This window comes from Mesorhizobium sp. M7A.F.Ca.US.008.03.1.1 (assembly GCF_003997495.1).
GTDB lineage: Bacteria > Pseudomonadota > Alphaproteobacteria > Rhizobiales > Rhizobiaceae > Mesorhizobium.
Genome location: NZ_RZRU01000010.1, coordinates 112,529 through 129,395 on the forward strand (window position 1 = coordinate 112,529; position 16,867 = coordinate 129,395).

The following is a 16,867-nucleotide window of genomic DNA, read 5'->3' on the forward strand; positions in this document are numbered from 1 at the left end:
AAGACGTCTTGTGGCGATGCAATCTGCAGCCTTCGGAGTCCAGCGAGTTGGCGAGTTCGCCGACCTCTCTGAGGCCAGGGTATCCGTGCTTTGTGAAATCGCCAGAGCGATCCGGCGAAAGCCAAGGGTAGTTCGCAGGAAACCTGCATCATCGAACTCGATTTCGCTGAATGCCAACAATGCAGAGCGATAAGGTGTCGTTCGTTAAATGACGGACCGGGATGGGTCCAATCAGCAGGGAGCAATGGCGCACCGCTAAGACACTCCTCTCGGTGGCGACGAAGGTAGCTTTCAAGAAAATAAGAACGAGAAAAAAGGGAACTATAGATGAACAATCATGTAACGACGGTCGTAGTTGCAGTCTCCATGGCGGTTGCGTCGATGTCTTTGTCAGCCAAGGCTTGCGCCGGCGAAGTCCTTGATCGTGTGCTCGCGGCACAGACATTGACGGTAGCGGTCGGGTCCGACTGGGGAGCCTTGTCTCACTTGAACGACCAACATGAACTCGACGGTGATGATGTAGAGGTCGCGAAGGGCATTGCGGACTACTTGGGCGTGAAGATCAAATTCGTGACCCCGGGCTGGGATATCATTCAGGCAGGCCAGTGGGGGGGGCGTTGGGACATGGCCATGGGTCAAATGACGCCGACCAACGATCGCGCCAAAAAATTCGCCTTCCCGGCCATGTACTTCTACGAAGGCGAAGTCGCTGTCGTTCACAAGGATAGCAAAGCGACGAAGCCTTCCGACCTGGAGGGCAAGATCGTCGGCGTCCGAGCGGGAACTCTTGGCGATTTGTATGCCAATCACAAGCTCACACCGGCATGGATCGGCGCTAAGCCAATACAATATCAATTTACAGCGGGCCAAGTGAAGGCTTATCCAAGTGCTAACTCTCTTACGCTTGACGACCTGCGCCTCGGCGATGGTGTTCGTCTCGATGGCGTCATTACTGAAGGAACGACGGCGGCTGCGGCAATCAAATCTGGCTATCCATTGAAGGTTATTGGCGATCCCTTATTCTACGCCCCGGGCGCTGTCACAATCGAGCGTGGCGATAAGGAGTTTATCGACAAGGTCGCTGCCGCGGTCAAGAAGATGAAGGATGACGGCACTCTTGCTAAACTCTCGGTCAAGTGGTTCGGGGGGGATTTCAGCGTCGATAAATAACATGACACAATCGTGGGCGTCCCCTTCCCGGGGGCGCCTCTTCTTAGGAAGAAAATGCTTATGCTTTACCACGATACAGTTGAATCTGAGGTGCTCGTCCACAAGCCATGGTTTATCGGCTGCATATTTGCAATTGTGCTCGCGGTTTTTCTTATCTTCAACGTAGCGGGCACCACGATGGGCGAACTCCTACGGCCCGTGATTGGCGATCACGCACAAGTGAAGTTTTACAGTCGCATTGCGATCGCTTTTGTAATTGCCGCAATGTTCTGCCTCAACCTCGTGCTGATTGGTTTTGTCCCGCTCAAAATCCAAATCGGGATCGTATGGTTTGAGTTGGTGCTACTGTTCCTTTCGCTCTTCGCGGCATTTGACTTAAGCATGCCATTTATTTGGGCAAACCTGCCATTTCTAATTACGCAGGGGGTAGTTACTACAGTTTACGTATCAGCGATGTCACTGCTATTTGCGTCGGCTATCGCAATAATCGGCGCGATTGCGAAACTGTCAAGCAACGGCATGGCTTACGCGATAGTCAGCTTCTACACTTCATGCTTCCGGGGTCTGCCGCTTCTCATGCAGGTTTATCTGATCTACATGGGCTTGCCCCAGGTAGGTTACGTTATTAATGCCGTGCCTGCAGGCGTGTTGGCGCTTTCGCTATGCAGTGGTGCCTACATGACGGAGATCTTCCGTTCGGGCATAGCCAGCATCGATCGCGGCCAGTGGGAGGCATCCCGGTCATTAGGTTTCGGCTTTGCGCTCACAATGCGCAGAATCATTCTGCCGCAAGCGCTTCCGGTTATCATTCCCCCGATGGGAAACACGTTCATCTCAATGCTCAAAGACAGCTCTCTCGTTTCGGTTCTTGGCGTTTGGGAGCTGACGTATCTAGCTCACTCACTCGGCCAGCCAACCTTCCATACTATGGAGATGCTAGTAACAGCGGCAATGATTTATTGGATTTTATCCGCCTGCCTGGAACTGGTCCAATCCCGGATCGAGGACCATTTTGCCAGAAGTAAGAAGCGATGATCGTGAATTCATTGGTCAAGCTAAAAAAGACGTCTAAGTTGGTTCGGCCATTTTCAAGGCACTTACAGATGCGCCAATGAACAAGAGAGATGCAATATTGAGCGACGAAGTCATCGAAGCTAAGAATGTATCCAAATGGTATGGTGCCTTCAGAGCACTAACTGACATCAACCTAACCGTCCGCAAGGGCGAACGTATCGTCATCTGTGGGCCCTCAGGCTCGGGAAAGTCGACGCTGATCCGTTGCGTCAATCGGCTCGAAGCGCACCAGGATGGCGAGATTACCGTCACTGGGATTAGGTTACATAACAAAATGCGCAACGTAGCTGAAGTTCGCAAAAGCGTCGGCATGGTTTTTCAGCACTTTAATCTTTTCCCGCACATGACCGTGCTGATGAACTGTATGGCGGCGCCGATGTGGATAAAGGGCGTTCCAGAGGGTGAGGCTAGAAAGATCGCGCTTAAATTCCTAGAGCGCGTGCGCATTCCCGAACAGGCGAACAAATATCCGGCTCAGCTCTCCGGGGGACAGCAGCAGCGCGTCGCAATTGCCCGGTCCCTCTGTATGGAGCCTGCAGTCATGCTCTTCGATGAGCCGACCTCCTCGCTCGATCCAGAGATGGTCGCTGAAGTGCTCGAGACTGTGACCGGACTCGCACGCGACGGCATGACCATGGTATGCGTCACCCACGAGATGGGCTTTGCGCGCGCCGTGGCCGATCGAGTAATCTTCATGGATCGAGGTGAGATCGTCGAAGAGGGTACACCGCACGACTTCTTCAGAAACCCGCAGCACGAAAGAACGAAATTGTTTCTCAGCCAGATCTTGTCGCATTGAGGGAGCCATCCTTCAACGAGGCCGTTCGACCGAGTTACTGTGTATCGAATGCGTTGCCTCAGGCCAGCGAGACAACATGTGCGGATATTGTATTCGTACGTATTGGCTGACATACATCAGAGCGTTCTCGGCAAGCGCCTCGTTCCCGGAAGCGCGAGAGTAGGATCCCGCTGAGCTTGTGCGCAGCCCACCGTGCCAGTTCGCGTCCAGGCGCGCTGAGGATTGGCTCGCCACACATGATCAGGTTGCAAGAGTGCGGCCTCAACCCTCTGCCCGCAACCGACCACAATCTGCAGACGTCGTCCTCTGGCAGATTCCCGACCATCTTTGGGTGAACCAAACGGATCAACACATGTTAAAGAACATAACCTTCGACCGCCACAGCTCCGACAAGCTTAAGAGTGAGGTCACGATCGACATTGATAAATGGGGGGTTCCTCATATCAAGGCTCAGAACTTGCACGACCTATTTTTCGCGCAGGGTTGGAATGCAGCTCGAGACCGCCTCTGGCAAATTGATATTGCGCGCAAACGAGGTCTCGGTCTCCTGTCACGAGACTTTGGCCCCGGATATTTGGAGCAGGATCGGGCGGCGCGTCTCTTTTTATTTCGCGGAGCCATGAGTGCAGAATGGCAGGCGTACGGCCCGGATTCCGAAGAGATATGCTCAGCGTTTGCCGAGGGGATCAATTCCTACGTAGACAGTTGCCATGACGGTTTGATTGCCTTGCCACCCGAGTTTGGCCTCCTCGGTCACACTCCCGACTATTGGAAACCCGAAGACGTCGTTCGCGTGCGAACGCACTCACTAACCCGAAATGCGATTTCGGAGCTTCTGCGCTGCAGGGTGATGGCATTGGCAGGTGTGGAACGAGGTACCCGCCTCGACAGGTTGAGACAAGAATTGTCACCTCCGATAGCGCCACGACCAGCGGAGGGCCTTGACCTCGCCTTTATGACAGATCGAGTACTGCAGGATTTTCGCTTGGCAATCTGTCCCGTCTCATTCTCGAGGGAAAGACTTGCAGCAAGTCTTCAGGAAGCTGACCGTTGGACCCGCGTAACACCGAGTGATGAGATCATGCAGACGGTGTTCCAAGAGGGCTCAAACAACTGGGCCATATCCGCAACAAAAACCACAACGGAGCGACCAATCCTTGCTCTAGACCCGCATCGCAAGCACGTCCTTCCGTCCATCAGGTATCTTGTACACCTGAGTATGCCCGGGCTCGATGTAATTGGCGCTGGAGAGCCTATGATCCCAGGAATCTCCATGGGTCACAACGGGACAGCCGCCTTTGGTCTGACTATTTTCGGCGCTGACCAAGAAGATATTTATGTTTACGAAACCAAGAGTGAGGGAAATAAATACTTATATAAAGGGGCCTGGGAGCAGGTGAAGACTATACACGAGAAAATTCCAGTTCGCGCCCACACCGACCAGGAGGTAAAGCTTCAGTTCACACGCCATGGACCCATTTTAAACCAAAATGCTGAAAAAGACCGCGCCTTCGCACTGAGAACCGTATGGATGGATCCCGGCATGGCACCTTACATGGCCAGCTTGGCCGTAATGCGCTCTAAGACATTTTCAGAATACACCTCCAGTCTAGCAAACTGGGGTTGTCCTTCAGTTAATCACATCTATGCGGACACGTCGAATGTAATTGCGTGGAAACCGTCAGGTGCGGCTCCGGTCCGAAGAAATTGGGACGGCCTGCTTCCGGTTCCAGGAGACGGTCGGTTCGAATGGGAAGGGTATTTGTCACCGGACGATGGGCCGTTCGAGATGAACCCCGCCAAAGGTTTTGTCGCCACTGCCAACGCAATGAATGTTCCGGAGGAATGGAGTAGATCGCATCCTGCTTTTGGCTACGAGTGGTCTGACAGCAGCAGACATGATACCCTTCATACAACTCTCTCACGATCAGAGAAGATCTCGTTGCGGGACTGCATGTCGCTGCAATGTTCGGTGTATTCGCCGATAGCAGTTCGTATTCTTGCGAAACTAGACACTCTTCTCGGTTCGGTTGCAAACATGCCTGCGTTGCACTTATTTTCTAACTGGGACCGGCATTTGGATGCGAGTTCGCCAGCCGCCGCGTTCTTTGAGATTTGGCTTAGCAAACACCTTGGCCCGACAGTAGCTCGCTTAGAAAGCGCTGACGATGAAGTGTTGGCACTGCTCGTGCCTTTACAGCCTTCGGCCATAGCCTCTTGGCTCGAACAGGCAGAGCCTAGTGAAAAGTTGAAGCATTCCATAATGGAATCCCTAACTTCTGCCTGGAGTGAATGCATATGTCGATTTGGCGACGATTCTGCCTCATGGGCATGGGGCAGTATACATAAGCTTGATTTGCGCCACCCTCTGCAGGCACTGACGTCTGAACAATGGTCGTTGGGCGCCATAGCCCTCGGCGGAAGTAGCTCAACGCTCAATTTTTCGAGTTACCGAAGCGGCCAATTCTCTGTTTCAGAAGGACCGTCAGTGCGGATAATCATGGACGTTGGGTCATGGGATGACAGTCTCTTTATTAACAATCCAGGTCAGTCGGGTGTTCCGATCTCAAGTCATTATCGTGACCTCAATCACGATTGGCAACGGGGCGAATACAAGCCCTTGTTATATTCAGAGGAGTCCATACGGAGGGAGCTCGAACATAGGGTCGTCCTGTCTCCCGCTGACTGTTGAGGATGCGACAGTATAGGCCGCTTACCATTGTAGCAGGAACATATCGGTCGAACTCACCTGGCGGCAAGGTGAGGATCGACACTTTAGCGCCCGCCGGCCGACTTTGATATTGACAGCGGAACGCCCGGCCGGAATCTGGATGCGCTTGTGGGGCAATGATCCCGCTGGTGTGCGGCGACCACCCCTGATCGTCACGAGCAGGGCCGTCGCGGCCTCCAATAATGTTGCAGGAGACTTAGAAGCGGGATGTCCCGCATTGGCAATTGCTCTGCCTTGGGGCCATAGGGAAGAGGGGTAAGGTGCTGGCCCGACCACCGGAGAGCGCGTCTGTTACTACAAGGCTCGATCGCGGCCGCATCACGGCCCTCGGCGGCTGCCGATAACGCGCGCTTCGGGCGCTACCAGTACGCATTGGCGATAATCGCATCTGCTGTAGGAGAGCACTTGATTCGAGACTGACAGTGCGACGGTCAACAGGGTTCGCTATCATTGTCGAGCCGAGTTCAAGAATGGACACATACCTCAGGGAGGACCTTTCAGGGGGCAGACCATTGTCTGTCTCCTCATCCGAGAAACAAGCTAACCTCGCAGAGAGTGGCATCAGGGCAACACGTCATTGTCCTTCGATGCGACTGAATATCGACGACTTCAACGCGGCTTGCCGCCTTCGCGTATAGCCGCAGGACCTTGAATGCCGGGAACCAGCCGAGAAATGTTGGCGGTGGGTGAGCGCCTTTCATTTTTCAAGTCCGCTACATTCTGTCTGTCATATACCCGAAGGCGGCGATGCTTGTTGCCCGCCCGATGTGGTTAGCAGTTGACGTGCCTTCTTATGTATCTTCATTCAGCCTGCGGTGGCACGCTGGCCGTTTCGTTGAATGGCGGGGGAAAAAAGGCGTTGATGACTCAGGCTTGCGTGGAGCACTCGTGGGGCGCTCGATTGACAATGTTATTCGTGGAGAATGCTTTCCTTTGTGGAGGAGGATGATTCTCTCGTCCAGTTCCTTGTCGGCCTCGGTAAGGCGATGATTCAGGCGAAGGTAGTCGGTCCAGGTCGGCGTACGGAATGTCTCCGTCCATAGCACAGGCTCCTGAAGGTTGCGCTGGAGAGTCCAGTGCCGAGCACCAACGCGACTCTGTACATGCCGGCACCCGCGCATGGCGAGGAATTCTTCTAGATTTTCCACGAGTATGAGGTACTCGACTTTGACCACGATGGGGCCGCTTCTCGGCTTGAGACTGAGGGCGACTGCCGGCGCGTCGAATTCCTCCAAAGGGTCGGGCTCGGCCTCGCGACCCTCGCGAAGGGGAAACAGGACGCCGCTCGCAATGGAAGAGGCAGTGCCAGAAAAAGGGAGCACGCCGCACAGGCGACGCATGCCAGCGTCATTAGTTGCTCTTCTGACAAGCTCCGTCTTAATAGGCTGTTGGCGACGCCAGCCATGACGGCGCCTGTGCCGAAGCCGGCGATGATGGTGCCATAGGCGAGCGGTCCTTCGCCCAGCTGATCGCGGACAACCAATGGCAGCAGTGCGAGTATGGCGATGCCCGACAGGCCAAAGAAGGTTCCGCGGGCGATCGCCGTCTTGATTTCCGATGACATCGCTGTGAAGCGCAGCCTGTCATAGATGGCCGTCCTCATTGACTCACGTGGGAGAAGTGAGGAGCGAACCTTCCATTTGCATCGCCATATGGTGACCAAAGGGATCATATAGGTGAGTGTAAACATAGCGAAAGCCGTCATAAGTCCGAACGACGCAATCATGATGCCGCGAGCGCCGGTCCCACGGTCCGTGCAGTGTTGAAGCCAATGGAGAGGAGGGTGACGGCAGCGGGAACTTCGCGTCGGTCCACAATATCGCCAACAGAAGCCTGCCAGGCGGTATCGTTGAGCGCGGCACCACTTGCGATCAAGAAGCTGAAGCCGAAGATCATCCACGGGGCGATAAAGCCCAGCACCACTGAAGCCGTAGCATCGCGGATGCTATTACCATTAGGCATCGGCCGGCGAACATGACTCTTCGACGGCTGAAGTTGTCGGCGAGAACCCCTAGCGAAAATGGACAAAATGAAAGCGGGCAGGTTAGACGAAGCCTGCTCGAGCGCAACCATCAGATCGGAGGTCGGAACCGTTGCCATTAGCCAGCTGATAGCAACGGTCTGCATCAGCCAGCCAAGGGAAGAGACTTGAGAGGCTAAACCAGATTGAGCGAAATGTCGTATTCCTGAGCGGCGCAAACGTCTTCGGCGAAACTACATCCGCATCTGCGCCCGCCGCTTTGCTCATTGCTCCGACCGATTCGGTTCCGCCAAGCTTAACCACTTCGCGCGACACGATCCTCTTACACGTCGGATGCGCCAAATGCAGTCTTTGTATTAGTGTCATCTGGTAGCGAGATGCGGAGGTGGCGGCGGAGAGCCGTCGCTGGTGTCGCAGCGGCCTTACATCAGTGCAAACATGCTGTTGCGTGGCGCCGGCACAGTTCCCCCGGCGTCGGCGGCTTCGCCGGCAAGAATGCGAAGGCGCGCCGACTCGCTGCCAAGCTCAAGGTCGTCAGCATGGTTCTTCTGGCCGAGGCTGACGAGCTTGCCGAGCAACTCGGCGCCTTTGTCGGCGATCCTCTGGCGAGAACAAAGCTGTCGGAGACCAGCGTTGCCTGCATTGAGCGGCCGATGAAGGCACTATGCGCATCTCGCTGCGAGATGCAGCCGATATAAAAACAGCATTTGACGCTAGCCGCCAGGAAAGGGGATTGTCACCCCGCATGAGCCGGCGAAGCTTTTGTTCAATTTCGAACATGGACGCGATCGCGCGTTTTGCGCAACCAAACCACGACACACTGATTGAGGTGAGATATGGCGACGACACGCTCCGCAATTCCTCTGACTGGTGTACCGTTTCCGATATCAGAGTATGAGCGCCGGCAAAACAATGTGCTGGATGCGGTTGCTACGGCAGGCTTGGACGCAATCGTAGTAACGGCGCACGGCCACTTGAAGTATCTCAGCGGCTACGATGGGAGCGGTGGATATTTCGCGCCTTTCCCTCTTATTCTGATGCCGGGTCGGGTCCCGATATTTGTTGTCCGAGAATATGACGAGCAGGCAGTACGTTCATATAGCTGCATCGAGGAAATTGAAACCTATACACATCAGCCTGATTTTGGCAGGGTCTGCGCCGATGTATTGCGTCGACTCGGACTGGACAATAAGCGAGTCGGTTTCGAGCTTGGCTGCTGGAATCTCGCGCCCGCCGACGTGCGCGCAGTCCAAGACCAGCTCCCGGATCTGAAGATTACTGACGTCACCCGACTGGTCTCGTCAGTGTCAGCAGTGAAAGGAGAACTTGAGTTGGCGTGTATGCGCGATGCTGTTCGACTCACTGACGTGGCAATTCGAACCTTTCAGCAATCGCTTCGTCCCGGCATTACGGAGATCGAAATGGCAGCGGCCCTAGCTGCGGCGGTAACAAACGACCCCAGCAACGCCGCTGGGGATATCGGGCTTGCGCCGGGTACCATTTTGTTTGGAGAGCGAGTGAAGTTGCCCCATGCGCCAGCGACCCATCATCCTCTCAGCAACAACGAACCTGCCTTTCTGGAGATAGGGGCTTCGAAACACGGGTATACAGTGGGAATGGTTCGATGCGCAGTCCTTGGCAAACATCCCGAAACCGAATCTTTGCACGGCTTGGCTGAAGAGGTCATTGCGGCCCTTGTCTCCTCGATTCGACCAGGTGCTACGCCGGCGGACGTTCACGCTGCTGGGGGCGAGGTGTTGAAGCGATCTGGACGCAAGGGCGTCTTCCGCCAACGAACAGGATACCAAACTGGCATCAATTGGACTGAGCGCGGCGACCTAAGCCTGGAGCCCGATGTAAATGAACCACTCCGAGCTGGCATGACCCTGCACATGCCAAACATTTTGTGCAGCGAAAGTGGCTACCTATTTGGTGCCGGCGCACACGTGCTCGTGACAGAGCGCGGCGCGGAACTCCTGAGCGAAATCCCGCCAACACTTTATCGGGCGTGATGCTAGGCGGCGTGGACAAATTTGAGCCAGTATCTGGCGGTGGCTAGGTAGACCATTCCGAGGAAGCTATTGGCCAATTGATCGTAGCGGGTGGCAATGGCCCGGTTGATTTTGAGGTGGCCGAACATGCGCTCGATTCGGTTCCGCTGCTTGTAGAGCGCCCGGTCATACTCGATCTTCACGCGGCGGTTTGATCGGCCGGGTATGACGGGTTTAATCTTCCGCTCGGCGAGATCGGCGCGAATGGTATCGGCATCGTAGCCCTTGTCCGCAAGGAAGGCGTCCGGTGCACGAGTCCCCCTTTTCCGCCCGCTGCCGAGACATGGGCGCGAACTGTGGTGCTGTCGATGCTGTAGTGGCCGCTGTCCGCCATGACCTCGGCGAGCATTACCGCCACGGTCTCCCAGACCCCGGCCTCGCTCCAGCGTCGGAACCGACGATAGATGGTGTTCCAACTGCCGTATTTGGGCGGGACATCCCGCCATGGAGCGCCGCAGCGGAGCCGCCAGAGAATGCCGTTGATGATCGAACGATTCTGCTTGGGAGGTCTACCTCGGCCGCGTTTGTCAGGGTCGATGGGCAGCAAGCCCTTGAGAACACGCCATTCTGCTTCGGTGAGATCGCCCCTGCTCAAACCTGCCTCCAAAAAGCAGCCTTGAATCAATCCTCTTGGGCTACGTCAATCGCATCGACGTCCGAAATTCCGTAAGGCGGATATACTATTCCGCCAAGGTGATGGACAGTTCGAGAGGGCTGTCGCTATCCGCGAAAAATCGGCTGCCATCCTCAAACTCGATCACCACCTCTCCATCGCGGTGGCGCATGACACGGCGAACAACCTTGCCAATCAGCATCGACGTAGCTCGTTCGCTCTCTTCTTCCAGTGTCATTCCCAATGCTAACAACCCGATCGCAGGAAAGCGACCCTGCTAACATCGAATTTGTCCACGCCGCCTAGGGTCTGCGGTTTGCGGATTGAGTGGCAAAGCGCATGCAGTCCTGGAAAGTAGGTCGTGGGAGGGGGAGGAGTGTCGCGATGGTGACAGCTCTTCCTACTCAGACCTTTGCCATTGGCCGTTGCCAGCAGAGCCAGAGTTTATGATTGCCAGCACTTCGCAGCTGGTCCTCTAAGGCCGAAGCTTATCCATTTGAGGGCAAACGGCTTGTTATCGGGTCGCAGTCGCCGGCGCCAACACCGAGGCCTGAACGCGGGGCTATCTCGGTTCTAGATGGTTACGATATCCAAACTGCATTTGACGAAAACACCGGTGGCATCGATCATTAATTACGCACCGGCGCCTGATCCAAATTACTCAAATGCGGGAACGTGCCTATGGTTGGCGTTGACAGGTTCAAGGAGATCGAGATCGAAGCGATGACTTGGCGCCGGTACCTGCACGAGAATCCGGAGCTTGACTATCGGGTGAATGACACAGCGGCATTTGTGGCGGAAAAGCTGGCTTCCTTCGGGATTAACCACATCGAGTGCAGGATAGCTGAAACCGGCGTGGTTGCGTTGATCCAAGGTCAACTCGGAGATGGGCCCACTATCGGGTTGCGGGCCGACATGGACGCTCTGCCTATACTCGAAGCTTCAGGCAAACCTTGGACGTCGAAAAGGTCCGGACAGATGCACGCGTGTGGTCACGACGGGCATACTGCAATGCTCCTTGGCGCCGCGAAATACCTCGCCGCGACCCGGAACTTCAAAGGGTCCGTTGCCCTGATCTTCCAACCTGCCGAGGAAGATGGCCGCGGCGGCCAAAGAATGGTCCAGGAGGGGATCATGGACCGTTTCGGGATATCTCAGGTCTTTGGCATGCACAATTGGCCAGGCATGGAGGTTGGTGCGTTCGGCATTTGCGAAGGTTCGATTTTTGCCGCGCTCGACGAGTTCGATATTGTGGTCAAAGGCAGAGGGGGTCACGCGGCCGCTCCCCATCTGACAATTGACCCCGTCGTTGTTGCAGCTCAGATCATTTTAGGCTTGCAGACACTAGTCTCACGCAACACGGACCCCACCGAGTCCCTGGTGATCTCCGTCACAAAGCTGAACGCCGGACAAGCTTACAACATCATTCCCGAACGCGCGGAGATTGCCGGAACAGTCAGGACACTGTCACCGATTTTGCGCGACTTCGCTGAAAAACAGATTGAGGCGTGCGCGGAAAATATTGCACGCGCTTCCGGGGCGAAGGTCGAGTTTCAGCATCGCCGCCTGGAGCCCCTCACTGTCAATCATCCCGATCAAACGCGTCGGGCAACAGAGGTGGCGCGTGCTCTGGTCGGCCATTCATCGGTGAACCCCAAAGTCAAACCTAGTTTGGGGTCAGAGGACTTCGCGTACATGCTAGAGGCGCGGCCGGGGGCATGTATACTGCTTGGAAATGGATCGACTGCTGCTCTCCATAATCCAACCTACGACTTTAACGATGAAGCACTGCCATACGGCATTGGATACTGGGTCAACTTGGCCGAGGCTGCTCTAGCACCATGACATTGTCCAAGCAAAACAACCTTGGCTAATCAAGGCTGAGATCACAAGAAGAGGGTAACGACATGAAATACGAAATAAATCGCCGACGATTGCTGCAGGCGACATCGACCGCCATGGCGGCTGGCGCTCTGTCTTCAATTGCGGGCCGCGTTGCGGCCCAAACACCCAACCAGATCAACGTAGTGCTAGGCGGCGGCGATTGGGGAAAGGCTAACATTGAGGCTTACGCTAAGCCATTTGAAGCTGAGACCGGTATCAAGGTCAACCCAATCACCGACGACATGGGTATGGGACAGGTCGAGTTGATGGTAAAATCGGGCAATGTCACGGTAGATGTCGGGGCGCTTACGCAAGGGTCCGGCTTGGTCGCAGCTAAGAAAGGAATTCTTGAAGAAATTGATTACTCCTTGTTCAGGAAAGAAGAGCTAGACGGAATTTATGAATTTGCCAAGCAACCGTTTGGCGTGGCAAATTTGATTTACTCATATAATATGGTATATAGCACAGACGTATTCCCAGCTGATAAACCCCGGCCGACAAACTGGGCTGAATTCTGGGATGCTGATAAGTTTCCCGGCGTTCGCACCTTGGTGTCCGGCCAGTTTGGTTCAGAAGGACCCTGGGAAGAGGCCCTGTTAGCGGACGGTGTATCTCCCGATAAGCTCTACCCGATGGATATCGACCGGGTGTTTGCCAGTTTGGACAAAATAAAGCCGCACATCCGTAAGTGGTGGAGCAGCGGATCAGAGATTCAACAGATGTTGCATGATAAGGTCGTTGACATCGCTCAATCGTATGACGGAAGAGCTCTACTGTTGATCGATCAGGGCGCCGCGACGGAGATCAATCGAAACCAGGCGAAGCTGCAGTGGGATTATTGGGTCATTCCAAAGGGTTCACCCAACGCGAAGGCTGCGCAGAAGTTTATCGAATTCGCCACTCGCGCGGAACGTCAGGCAGCATTTTGCCAATTGTTTCCTGAGGGACCAAGCAACGGCAATGCGTTCAAACTTCTTCCCGAGAAAGTTGCGCGCAAGCTCCCTACCCACCCAGATTACATCAAGAGCAGCGTTTCCATCAACGGCAAATGGTACAATGAGGTAGGCCCCAGCGGTGTTTCCAACACTGAGATGCTTATCCAGCGGTGGAATGAGTGGATCCTGCAGTAGGGTTGGTTGAAGTGCGAAAGTCCGGTCGGGGTAACTCCATACCGGGCTAAAGTCGAAACTGATGCTGAAAATGTGACGGGGAGCGGGGTAGCCCACTAGCCTCTCCGCTCACGGCATCGGGTACGACGGCAGAAGGTACGGCAAATGCCTGCTAATGCACGCCAGCGATGGTGGAGGAGCCACAGTGAACATGCACGCAATGAATACCGCCCCCCGTTCGGAAGTTGACGCTGCAGATGTGAACCAATCGGTGCCACAAATTCAGTTCAGCAGTGTTACCAAGATGTACGGGAGTGTTCCGGCGGTCAGGGATCTGTCGCTGACCGTGCGTCGCGGCGAGTTCTTGACGATTCTCGGCCCGAGCGGCTCGGGTAAGACCACTACCCTGATGCTCTTGGCCGGCTTTGAGGCCCCGAGTTCGGGTGATATTATGATCGCCGGCCATTCAGTGGCTTCGGTCCCGTCCTACCGGCGCGATCAAGGAATTGTGTTCCAGAGCTATGCGCTGTTCCCGCATCTCACAGTGGCTCGAAACCTGGAATTCCCTCTCGAAATGCGGGGCATGGCTCCCGATCAGAGGAAGGTTCGGGTAGCCCGTATGCTTGAGCGCGTGCATCTAGGGGAATTCGGCGGTCGCATGCCATCCCAATTGAGTGGCGGTCAGCAGCAGCGCGTGGCGCTAGCCCGCGCGCTGATTGCCGATCCACCCTTCCTATTACTTGATGAACCGCTTGGCGCACTCGACCGTAACCTGCGTGAGCAGATGCAGATCGAGATGAAGAGCTTGCACAAGGAGTTCGGTATCACGACGGTGTGCGTTACGCATGACCAGGAGGAGGCGCTTACTCTGTCAGACCGGATTGTTGTAATGCGCGCAGGACGTGTCGAGCAAATCGATACACCAGAGGCCCTCTATGATCGGCCATCATCGTGCTTTGTCGCTAAATTTCTGGGTGAGGCGAACATTCTCGAGGATGCCTTGTTGCTGGCCAGAGGGGGCAACGCGCCGCAAATCGGCACCGTTGCGATGATAAGGCCAGAGCGCATCAGTGTACTTCCGAAGACTGCGGAGTGGGCTCAAACGGACCAGCGGCAATATGTTGCCGGTGCGGTCGACGATATGATTTTTGCCGGCCCTCTGCGAAAATACCATGTTCGCGTTGGCAACAATGTTCTCATCGTCCGGGAACATGTCGCGGCAGACCAACCTGTTTTCCAGCCAGGCGAGGAGGTTTGCCTCACGTGGCTGCGGTCAGACATTCGCTTCGTTTCGCCATAAGCGATTGATAAGGGATATCCATGAAGCTTTTGCGCAGAATGGCCAAGGTGCCACTTGGGTTAACCGCGCCCGCGTTCGCGCTTTTGCTTGTGGTTTTCGGTGCCCCTATAACCTTGCTTTTCCTAAGCAGTGTCAATGCCCCCGATTTCTCGTTCCAATACTACGGAGCGTTTTTCGCCCAGCCAGCTAATGTGCGGGTGCTCTTTCAAACGATAGAAATAAGTCTGGTCGCAACTGCCATCTGCTTAATCGTAGGCTATCCAACCGCGTATCTGATCGTCACGGCATCCAAGACTCTGCGCATGACGCTCATCGCTCTCGTGATCATCCCCTATTTGACCAGTGGGCTGGCGCGTACCTACGCATGGATTGTTATTCTTGGGGATCGCGGGGTCATCAACAACATCTTGCTGGACGTCGGATTGATCGATCGACCTCTGCAACTCATCTATAACCGAACCGCGGTCTATATTGGCATGGTCCACATCATGCTGCCGATGATGATACTTCCCTTGGTTAGTGCGATGATGGGGATCGATCGGTCCTTGATGGCTGCTGCACGCAGTATGGGAGCGGGACCTTTCACCGCTTTCAGGCGTGTATTTCTCCCCCTTAGCATTCCAGGCGCACGGAGTGGCTCGCTCCTAGTTTTTGTGTTCTGCCTAGGATTCTATATCACGCCGGCGGCACTTGGGGGATTGCGCGATGCCATGCTTTCAACCTTCATTGCGGCCGAGGTGAATAGCTCGTTCGATATTCCGCGCATTGCCGCTGCGTCCTTCATCCTTCTCGGGTTTGCCATTGTGGTGCTTTCCATGGTCGGGCTTGACCTCTCCGGCAAACAAGAGCAAAGCCAAACTCGAGCTCCGAAGGGCTCGATGTCCCGACTACCCATTGTTCTTGTTATCAAACGAAACTTCAGCGAAATTCTGCGTCCCTATCGTGTCAAACGGTGGACGGGACGGCGCTACGTGCCTGGGGCGGAAAGGCGATGGCCTAAAGTCGTCGCGATCGTTTTTATCGTTTTGGTGATGGCCTTTCTTTTATTCCCAGGGATAATCGTTGTCATCATGTCGTTCAGTTCCGGGGCATTTTTGCAATTTCCGCCTTCGGGCCTGTCGCTTCAATGGTATCGCTCGTTTTTCGGCGATGCATCTTGGAGCGGAGCAGCTTGGACCAGCGTCGAGATTGGTGTCGAGGTAGCTGTTATTTCTACTCTATTGGGAACACTTGCTGCTTTCGGATTGAGCCGAATAAGCGCAAGACTTCGCGGCGTGCTGACAATGATCATAATCACGCCTATCACCTTTCCAGTTATCGTGGTCGGTATCGCGACTTATCTGGGTCTCATCCAGATTGGTCTAATCGGCACAAAGGGTGGTATCGCCCTCGCTCACAGTATCGGCGCTGTTGGAATTGTGGTGGTGATCGTTTCTGCGACGTTGGCCAACTTCGATCGGACGTTAGAGCAGGCGGCCAAGAGTATGCGTGCCGGACCACTGCAAACGTTTTTTCGCGTAACACTGCCGTTAATCAGGCCGGGAGTGATCGGCGGCGCCATGTTCGCATTCCTCCAGTCATTCGATGAAGCGGTCATAACGTCTTTGGTCGGCGGTCTGTCGGTGCGGACGTTGCCCTTGAAGATGCTGGAGAATATCCGCCACCAAATCGACCCGACGATTGCTGCAGTCGCTTCTCTTTTGATGCTTCTGCCTTTAATCTGGATGCTTGTCCTCTATGCCGTCTGGTGGCGTTCTCGACCGAGCATGCAGCGAACATTACAGGAAGCCGCTGCCTAACTGGCGTGGCAGATCCACTTCCTGATGATGCGTCCGACCTATTCCTACGGACTGGCGACAAGCATCTGTTCGGGGCTTCAACGGGCGGATAAAATGGCCACCTGGTCCAAAACGGAAACCAGTAAAGCTCTTGCAATTATCATCTGGCACATGCGGATCAAGGATTCGGACTATGTCTGGGATCGGCCGGCCTTGCTCGCCAGCAAGCTCAGACCTGCCGATCCTCTTGCTGCGCGCCAGGATGGAATTCGAGGTCAACGGCGCTGACCGGATCGCACAGATCCTTCGCCCGTCTGAACAACGAACAGCTAGCCAACGTCAACCGGCTGATCGCGCGATTTCTGAAATCGGCTACC

At 55.1% G+C, this 16,867-nt stretch carries 12 protein-coding genes and 2 pseudogenes; 10 read left to right on the plus strand and 4 right to left on the minus strand.

Annotated features, from left to right (window positions below; translation table 11 throughout):
- Positions 1 to 327: 327 nt before the first annotated feature.
- The 4 genes from EOA16_RS15965 to EOA16_RS15980 all read left to right on the plus strand — a co-directional run bounded on the left by EOA16_RS15965 (position 328) and on the right by EOA16_RS15980 (position 5,735).
- Positions 328 to 1,170, plus strand: a complete 843-nt coding sequence (locus EOA16_RS15965; RefSeq protein ID WP_063169318.1) for a transporter substrate-binding domain-containing protein — start codon at positions 328 to 330, stop codon at positions 1,168 to 1,170.
- Positions 1,171 to 1,230: 60 nt separating this feature from the next.
- The gene (locus EOA16_RS15970) at positions 1,231 to 2,205 is read left to right on the plus strand and encodes an amino acid ABC transporter permease (RefSeq protein WP_063170377.1); all 975 of its coding nucleotides are present in this window, start codon (positions 1,231 to 1,233) and stop codon (positions 2,203 to 2,205) included.
- Between the two features lie 94 nt (positions 2,206 to 2,299).
- Positions 2,300 to 3,043, plus strand: coding sequence for an amino acid ABC transporter ATP-binding protein (locus EOA16_RS15975; protein WP_135921822.1), 744 nt, complete (start codon positions 2,300 to 2,302; stop codon positions 3,041 to 3,043).
- A 352-nt stretch (positions 3,044 to 3,395) separates the two neighbouring features.
- Entirely contained in the window at positions 3,396 to 5,735 is a 2,340-nt protein-coding gene (locus EOA16_RS15980; protein WP_063170375.1) for a penicillin acylase family protein, read from the plus strand.
- An 830-nt stretch (positions 5,736 to 6,565) separates the two neighbouring features.
- Here EOA16_RS15980 and EOA16_RS15985 read toward each other — a convergent pair.
- Positions 6,566 to 8,022, minus strand: a pseudogene (locus tag EOA16_RS15985) (MFS transporter).
- Positions 8,023 to 8,177: 155 nt separating this feature from the next.
- Positions 8,178 to 8,333, minus strand: coding sequence for a hypothetical protein (locus tag EOA16_RS32675; RefSeq protein WP_164548527.1), 156 nt, complete (start codon positions 8,331 to 8,333; stop codon positions 8,178 to 8,180).
- A gap of 258 nt (positions 8,334 to 8,591) precedes the next feature.
- Between EOA16_RS32675 and EOA16_RS15995 the strand changes: the two genes are divergently transcribed.
- Positions 8,592 to 9,767: a Xaa-Pro peptidase family protein gene (locus EOA16_RS15995; protein ID WP_063169317.1), complete on the plus strand. Its 1,176-nt coding sequence runs from the start codon at positions 8,592 to 8,594 to the stop codon at positions 9,765 to 9,767.
- Between the two features lie 2 nt (positions 9,768 to 9,769).
- On the opposite strand, the pseudogene EOA16_RS16000 reads toward EOA16_RS15995, so the two are convergent.
- Positions 9,770 to 10,401 (minus strand): annotated as a pseudogene (locus tag EOA16_RS16000) (IS5 family transposase).
- An 85-nt stretch (positions 10,402 to 10,486) separates the two neighbouring features.
- Complete coding sequence (locus tag EOA16_RS32680; protein ID WP_164548526.1) at positions 10,487 to 10,657, minus strand: hypothetical protein; 171 nt, start codon at positions 10,655 to 10,657, stop codon at positions 10,487 to 10,489.
- A gap of 443 nt (positions 10,658 to 11,100) precedes the next feature.
- Between EOA16_RS32680 and EOA16_RS16005 the strand changes: the two genes are divergently transcribed.
- From EOA16_RS16005 to EOA16_RS32685, 5 genes are all read left to right on the plus strand, one after another.
- Positions 11,101 to 12,264, plus strand: a complete 1,164-nt coding sequence (locus EOA16_RS16005) for a M20 aminoacylase family protein (RefSeq protein WP_063169316.1) — start codon at positions 11,101 to 11,103, stop codon at positions 12,262 to 12,264.
- A 62-nt stretch (positions 12,265 to 12,326) separates the two neighbouring features.
- Positions 12,327 to 13,433, plus strand: a complete 1,107-nt coding sequence (locus tag EOA16_RS16010) for an ABC transporter substrate-binding protein (RefSeq protein ID WP_063169315.1) — start codon at positions 12,327 to 12,329, stop codon at positions 13,431 to 13,433.
- A 190-nt stretch (positions 13,434 to 13,623) separates the two neighbouring features.
- Positions 13,624 to 14,712: an ABC transporter ATP-binding protein gene (locus tag EOA16_RS16015; protein ID WP_224570037.1), complete on the plus strand. Its 1,089-nt coding sequence runs from the start codon at positions 13,624 to 13,626 to the stop codon at positions 14,710 to 14,712.
- 20 nt (positions 14,713 to 14,732) lie between these two features.
- A complete protein-coding gene (locus EOA16_RS16020; protein ID WP_063169314.1) occupies positions 14,733 to 16,511 on the plus strand; it encodes an ABC transporter permease subunit in 1,779 nt (592 codons plus the stop codon).
- A gap of 93 nt (positions 16,512 to 16,604) precedes the next feature.
- Positions 16,605 to 16,778 carry a hypothetical protein gene (locus tag EOA16_RS32685; RefSeq protein ID WP_164548525.1) on the plus strand — a complete coding sequence of 58 codons (174 nt, stop codon included), beginning with the start codon at positions 16,605 to 16,607 and terminating at the stop codon, positions 16,776 to 16,778.
- The last annotated feature ends 89 nt before the right edge of the window (positions 16,779 to 16,867 follow it).